6 protein-coding genes are annotated in these 6,334 nt (G+C 68.5%); all 6 read left to right on the top strand.

Features of this window, described 5'->3' with window-relative positions:
• A partial coding sequence (locus tag ACIBEA_RS43920; RefSeq protein WP_399270091.1) for a hypothetical protein occupies nucleotides 1-257 on the top strand: 257 nt, incomplete at its 5' end.
• Nucleotides 258-566: 309 nt separating this feature from the next.
• Entirely contained in the window at nucleotides 567-791 is a 225-nt protein-coding gene (locus ACIBEA_RS43915; RefSeq protein ID WP_399270089.1) for a hypothetical protein, read from the top strand.
• A 776-nt stretch (nucleotides 792-1,567) separates the two neighbouring features.
• Nucleotides 1,568-2,371 carry a TnsA-like heteromeric transposase endonuclease subunit gene (locus ACIBEA_RS43910; RefSeq protein WP_399270087.1) on the top strand — a complete coding sequence of 268 codons (804 nt, stop codon included), beginning with the start codon at nucleotides 1,568-1,570 and terminating at the stop codon, nucleotides 2,369-2,371.
• Nucleotides 2,371-4,617, top strand: coding sequence for a transposase (locus ACIBEA_RS43905; protein WP_399270085.1), 2,247 nt, complete (start codon nucleotides 2,371-2,373; stop codon nucleotides 4,615-4,617). Before ACIBEA_RS43910 ends, ACIBEA_RS43905 begins: the two co-directional genes overlap by 1 nt.
• Entirely contained in the window at nucleotides 4,614-5,897 is a 1,284-nt protein-coding gene (locus tag ACIBEA_RS43900) for an AAA family ATPase (RefSeq protein ID WP_399270083.1), read from the top strand. The genes ACIBEA_RS43905 and ACIBEA_RS43900 overlap by 4 nt, the downstream gene beginning before the upstream one ends.
• A 5-nt stretch (nucleotides 5,898-5,902) precedes the next feature.
• On the top strand, nucleotides 5,903-6,334 hold a 432-nt coding region (locus ACIBEA_RS43895), incomplete at its 3' end, for a TniQ family protein (RefSeq protein ID WP_399270081.1).

Raw genomic sequence — 6,334 nt, 5'->3', positions numbered from 1 at the left:
ACTGTGATCGTTGGCAGGCCATGAGCAACATGAAGCGCGTCTTGGCCGCTGTCGCCCTCACCGGAGCGGCCCTGTCCTTCTCCGGTGTCGCACAGGCCCATGAGAGCGAGCCGACCAGGCCCGCATCCGACTCACCCCCGGCCGTCAACGGCGAGAAGGCCGATGCCCTCGACGACGGCTTCGTCGACGTCTTCAACAAGCAGACGCGGGAGCTGCTCAGCAAGGTCGTCAAAGAATCCCTTGCCGGAGAAGGCTAGCCGGACCCAGCCCCGCGAAAACCGGTGCCCGGCCCCGGCGGTCGCCGGGGCCAGCTGTGTCGCTCGCACGGGACACGCAGGACACGACGATCCGGGACGCCTTGCGGAACCGCTTCGGCGCTCCGGGCGACGTGGCGCCCGGACGTTCCGGGATTGCTTGTTTCCGGGACGGCGACACCTTGCCTCGTACGACGAAGCCGCCGCGACGACCTCGGACATCGTGCGCCCGGTGACCTCTACCGGGCCGCCCCAGTTGGAGAACCTGTGAGCACCCGGTCAGGCTCAGGAGTAGGAGCTGGGCGGGACCACGTGGCGGGGCCGGCCGGTCATGGTTGGGCCACGGCTGGCCCCGCCGACATCGACCCCTACGTCCGCCAACTCATCGACCAGATCGTTCAGGCTGTACGCGCCGGCGACGATCCGAGGATCCGGGACCTGCTCGCAAATCTCGCGACGGTAGCCGACACCAAGGCCCTTCTGCACCTGCGCCAGCAGCTGTACGAGAACGTGCCCGCCCCGGGCCCCCGCCACTGAAAAGCCCGTGTCGCCGACCACTGAATCCGATCGCGTGCCGACACGCCCGTCGGCACGCGACCACCGCCGGACCGCGAGCACGGAGACCCGCAGCCAGCCCCCGCGATCGTTCTCGCCGATAGCCGTTGTTCCGAGGCCGGGACTGACGTGGTGGGGTCCGGCAGGCCGGGGTGGGTGGGCCTGCCGGACCGGTGGCACAGGCCGGTCCTGTCACCGGGTCCGGATGCCACGGGGTGCCCCTGCGGAGACCACCGGGGCAATGGGGGGAAAGCGCCGGTGCGCGGTCTCGGGCTGGGCACGCCCAGCCTTCTCAACGAGGCGGAACGGAAACGGTTCTGCACACAAGTGCGGGGCCGGTGCGCGGGAACCGGCCCGGGGTCTGTTCGTTGACGGATGCGGGGATGCACCCCGTGCCCGGCTCTCCGAGCAGCCGGGTACGGGCCCTGAGCGAGCGGCTCGGATGCCCTGGGGTCTGCCGGACGAAGAAGAGCCGTCCGGCAGACCCCGGGGCCCCGCGTGATCTTCGGCAAGCACGGTGCCGCCGCTCAAGCTGGCGAATGCCGGAGGTCGGCCGCGTACGACGGAACCGCCGCGGCCACTGACACACTTCGTGTCGCCGAGCACTGACACTCTCGTGTCGCCCGACAATAGTTGGCCAGCCCCTCGTTCAGCCGGTCGCGAGGCGGCGTTTTCTGATCAGGTACGGGCTTCTGTACGCGGGCCCCGGGCAGGGCTGCTGTGCTCCTTGTATGAGTGGTACGCGGAGGCGGTCAAGGGTGGCCTCGGACTCGTGCGGGCTGGAGCAGTTGGTTGCGCCGTACGCCGTCGATGAGGGTGTTGAGACGCGATTGTCGCTGGGCCAGAGCTGGCTGCGGCGGTGGACGACGGCCTGGCGCTTCGACGGTGAGGAAGCCATCTGGGCGGTGCGGGATCTGGAGTCGGTGCCGCTGTTCAAGTCGCAGTTGATACGCCGTTTCGGCTGGGGAACCCGGCAGCGCCACCGGCCCGGTCTGCAGTTCATGGTCTCTACCGGCCGACACCACGGGTTCGAGTCGCTGGAGGAGCAACGCTTGCTTCTCGCGCTGGACTTCTTGCGGGTGAGGGAGGTGCTGCCGCAGCCGTTCCGGCTGAGCTTCGAGCATTCGGAAGGGCGGGCGGAGCACATCCCCGATTTCCTGGCGGTCATGGCTGATGGCAGGAGGTGGGTGCTGGATGTCAGGCCGAGGGCGCTGGTTGGTGAAGCTGACGAGTTGAAGTTCGCCGCGACCGGTGAACTCGCGACGGCCTGTGGCTGGCGATACGCCGTGGTGACGGGATGGCGGCCGCACGTGTGGTCGGTGCTGGACGCCTTGTCGGCCCAGCGCCGACCTGTTGATGATCCGCTCGGACTTCAGGGCGAACTTCTTGCCGCTGCCAATGAACCGGTGCCCTTCGGCGATCTGGTGCAGGCCACGCGCCTGCCGGTGGTGGCCCGCGCTCACGCCCTGCACCTGATTTGGCACGGGCGGCTCGCAATCGAGCTGGCCGAACCGCTGAGCGATGCAACGCTCGTCTCGGCGGGCGCCCGGAAGGACGCCTGATGGCTACCGGGATGCTGGCGTTGGCGCCGGGATCCGGTATCCGCCTCAACGGTGTCGAGTGGACGGTTGAGGACGTTCTGCCGCAGGCCAGCACGGTGGTGCTCCGGGATCCCGCAGGCGAGGTGGAACGGCGACCGATCCGATGGCTCATGCACCACCCGGACTGCCGGCCCGGAAAGGCGGCTCGGGAACAGCCGCCACGGCCACGCAAGCAGGTGCTGAAGCCCGACCTGAGCGAGGACCAGCTGAAGCGAGCACGGCTGCGGGCCGAGCACGTGTTGGAGGCGGAGACCGGTTACCGTGCCGGTCACCCCGCACGCGCCCTGCCGGGCGAACCGCGACCTGAGTACGACCCGGCCACCACCACGGTCACCCAGCGGCGCCGGTCCAAGGCCGCCGAGTTGAAGGCTTTCGGACTGGCGGAGGCCGAGATGCTGGGGCTGGCGCACATGAGTGAGCGCACGCTGCGGCGGCTTGCGGCGGACAGCATCCAGGACATCGTGGACGGCTGCGCGGACGGTCGATGGACACGCCGGGGCGGCGGGCATCCGAGCATCACGGAGGAGATCCGGGAGGCGATCTTCGCGGTCAGACACGATTGCCTTCAGCGCTCACGCATCAGCATGCGGGCCAAGCACCGGCTGCTGCACCAGTACATCCGCGAGGTGTTCCCGGACTTCCCGACGGAGAAGGTCCCCGGCTACGACACCGTGGCCGCGGTCTGGGAGGAGTGGTTCGGCTCGGGCGGAGCTCGCCAGCGCTACCAGCGCACGGCGGACGCCATCGGGGACACCTCCCCGCGGGTGGTGGTGCACCGCCCGGGCCAGGTCGTCGCGCTGGACACCACACCGCTGCCGGTGAAGGTCCGCGAGTCGGTGTTCGGTGATCCGGTCTCGGTGATGCTGACGATCGCGATCGACTGCTACACGCACTCGATCGTCGCGTTCCGGCTGACGCTGATCTCGGACACCTCGGTGGACATCGCGATGTTGCTGCGGGATGTGATGATGCCGCTGCCCCTGCGGGAGGGCTGGGGCGCCGAAATGGAGTGGCCTTACCCCGGCGTCCCGGCCACGGTGGTCGCCCAGTTCGCCGGCCACCGGGTTGCTGCTCTGCCGTTCTTCTCCCCGGAGACGGTCACCACCGATCACGGCGGCCCCTACAAAAACCACCACGTGGTGGAGGCGGAGAGGACGCTGGGCTGCAACATTCTGCCCGCCCGCGTGATGCGGGCGACTGACAAATTCGTGGTCGAGAGGGCATTCGCCGCGATCAACAGCATGCTCTTGGAGCACTTGCTGGGCTTCACCGGCGCCGATGTCGCCGACCGCGGCGCCGATCCGGAAGCGGACGCGGTGCTGTCGATGGCCCAGATGGAGAACGTGATCGCCTCATGGGTGGTGAAGGTCTGGCAAAACCACGTCCTGGGCGAGTACGCACCGGCTTGGGGTCCGGGTGAGGATCACAGTCCCAACTCGCTGTTCGCCGCAGCGATGCACCAGGGCGGGTTCGCTCTGCAGATCCCCAAACCGGAGCTCTACTACGGCCTCCTCAAGGCTCATTACGTCAAGATTCATCCCCGGCGGGGGGTGAAGATCGGAGGGCTTTGGTATCACGATGAGGTCCTCGAGGAGCCCCGCTTTCACCAGCCATCGAGCCGGGGCGGCCGGCACAAGCACAAGTGGGTCATCCGTTCCGACCGCCGCGACAGGCGGACAGTGTTCTTCCAGGACGAGAACGCACCGGAGAAGTGGTACCCCCTGCGCTGGACCGGTCTGCCGCCAAAAGGTGAGGTGCCGGCCTTCTCTGACAAGACCACCGAGGCCCTGCTGGCGGAGGTCCGCCGACGGAACTTGGCTCCTCGCTCGGACGCGGACCTCCTGCCTGTCCTGTTGGACTTGCTCGGCTCGGTGATCCCGGTCGAGAAGTGGCCGACGCAGATGACCAAGCGGGAGCGGACCGCCCGATCCCGTGAGGTCGAGCAGGCCCGGACCGCCGGCACCGACCGCCCGAAGACGGCCGCGGAGGAACCGGTCGAGAGCGTGGTCCTGCCCTGGCCCGAGCAGGCTCGCAGCGTCGAGCAGGCCGTCGACGACGACCGGCGCCGCCGCCGCGAGGAAGTGGCCCGCAGCCGGCCGCTTCCCGTCCCACCCCCGCGGCTGGGCGACTCCTTGCGGCGCCGGTCCCTGTTCCTGCTGCCGCCCGACGATGACGAGACCGCAGCCCATCACAAGGAGCACGGGTGAACCAGGAACCGGACCGCCAAGATCTCGCCGAGGCCCTGATCCGGTCTTCACCGAGGCGGGACACCTACGCCGGCTGGCAGCACTGGCGCAAGACCCGGGGCCCGTTCACGCCGGCCCCGCAACTCACTTTCACCGAGTGGCGAGCCCTGAGCCCGGCGAAGCGGTCCCTGCACGACCTGCACCGCACGGCCACCCATGTGAACTTGCCGCTGCAGGAAACCCCGATGTCGCTGAAGGTGGCCCGCCTGGTCAACCGGCGCATCCGCAACAACGCGCTCAAGACGCGGCCCTCCACCAGGGCCGGGGTGATGGTCACCGGCTGGGGCTACCAGGGCAAGACGGAGACGGTCTGCGAAGTGGCCGCGGAGTTCGAGGATGCCTGGCTGGCCATGCACAACTACATCCATCCCGGAGTAGTGGCGGGGACCCGGGATCTGCATGCACCGGTCGCCTACGTCCAGACTCCCGTCACGGCGAAGCCGAAGAGTACCTGCCAGTCGATCCTGGACTTCTTCGGCGCGGAGGCCAGGCGGCTGACCCTGCCGCAGCTGATCCGGCAAGTAGCCGACTCCCTCGACGACCACGGCACAAAAGCTCTGATTTTGGACGATATTACGAGGCTCCGCATGCACAGGGCCGACGACCAGGACACCCTGGATCTGATCCGCGCCTTCATGAGCATGAACGTCACCCTGGTCCTCATCGGCGTCGACATCCTCGGCTCTGGCCTCCTGCGGCAGGGCCGCTGGGACCCACAGCGGCGTCAGTGGATCCTGCCGCCGTCCCGGCACGCCCGCATCCACGGTCTGGAAGCCACCCAGACCGAGCGCCGCTTCGACTTGGTCGAACTCGACCGGTTCCGCTACTCCACCCCCGACCAGATCGCCGCCTTCCACGACCACCTCGCCGGCCTGCAGGCCAACCTGCGCCTGCTGAAGGCCCCACCCGACATGCTCACGGGCGGCAACATGCCCGAGTACCTGATGCGTCGCAGCGACGGCGTCGTCGGCTTGCTCGAGCGACTCATCGAGGACGGCTGCCAGGAGGCTATGGACAGCGGGCAGGAGAACCTCGATGAAGCCCTCCTGGACGACATCGTCCTCAGTCTCGACGACCCAGACCGAGACCCCCAGGCCGGCGAGATCCCCGCCATCCCCGGTTCCTCCAGCCCGGCCCCGGATACGGCTGCGTCCGGCATGAACCCGTCGCGCCCTTCCCGAGCCCGCGGCCGCAACACCACCTTCGATGACCACGGCCCCGAATCCCGCACCGGCGGCTGACCTCCATGTCTCGACTTCCCGCCCCGCTGCCCCGCGCGCTGGCACCACTGCCCGGTGAGAGCCTGCCCGGCCTTCTCCTGCGCTTGTCGCACCGGCTGGACATGTCACCCATGCAGATACTGACCCGCACTGGAGCAGCCCGGGCCCCGGCCGGCTCCATCCCAGGCCAACTCCTGGTGACACTAGGCAGCAAGATCAACCTCTTTGCCCACAGCACCCAGTTGACGACGGAAGAAGCAGCAGCCCTGACCCTCGAGCCCTACGGCGAACGCTTCCCACCGGTCACCGAGTCCCTGCACATCCAGACTCATCACCGCTTCACCTGGGCCCGCATCGATCCCTGGGTCCTGTCGACGTTCACGCGCTACTGCCCCCAGTGCCTCGCCGGAGACGGGTCCGCGATCCAGCAGCGACATGGCGGACCCTGGAAAACGGAA

Origin of the sequence: Streptomyces sp. NPDC051555 (genome assembly GCF_044454405.1) — a bacterium.
Taxonomy (GTDB): domain Bacteria; phylum Actinomycetota; class Actinomycetes; order Streptomycetales; family Streptomycetaceae; genus Streptomyces.
Note: the sequence above shows the minus strand (reverse complement) of the source record. Positions and strands in the feature narration are given on the sequence as shown.

Bases quoted from the DNA above. Each gene is read 5' to 3' on its own strand.
- ACIBEA_RS43905 (WP_399270085.1), top strand. From the start codon at position 2,371: ATGGCTACCGGGATGCTGGCGTTGGCGCCGGGATCCGGTATCCGCCTC.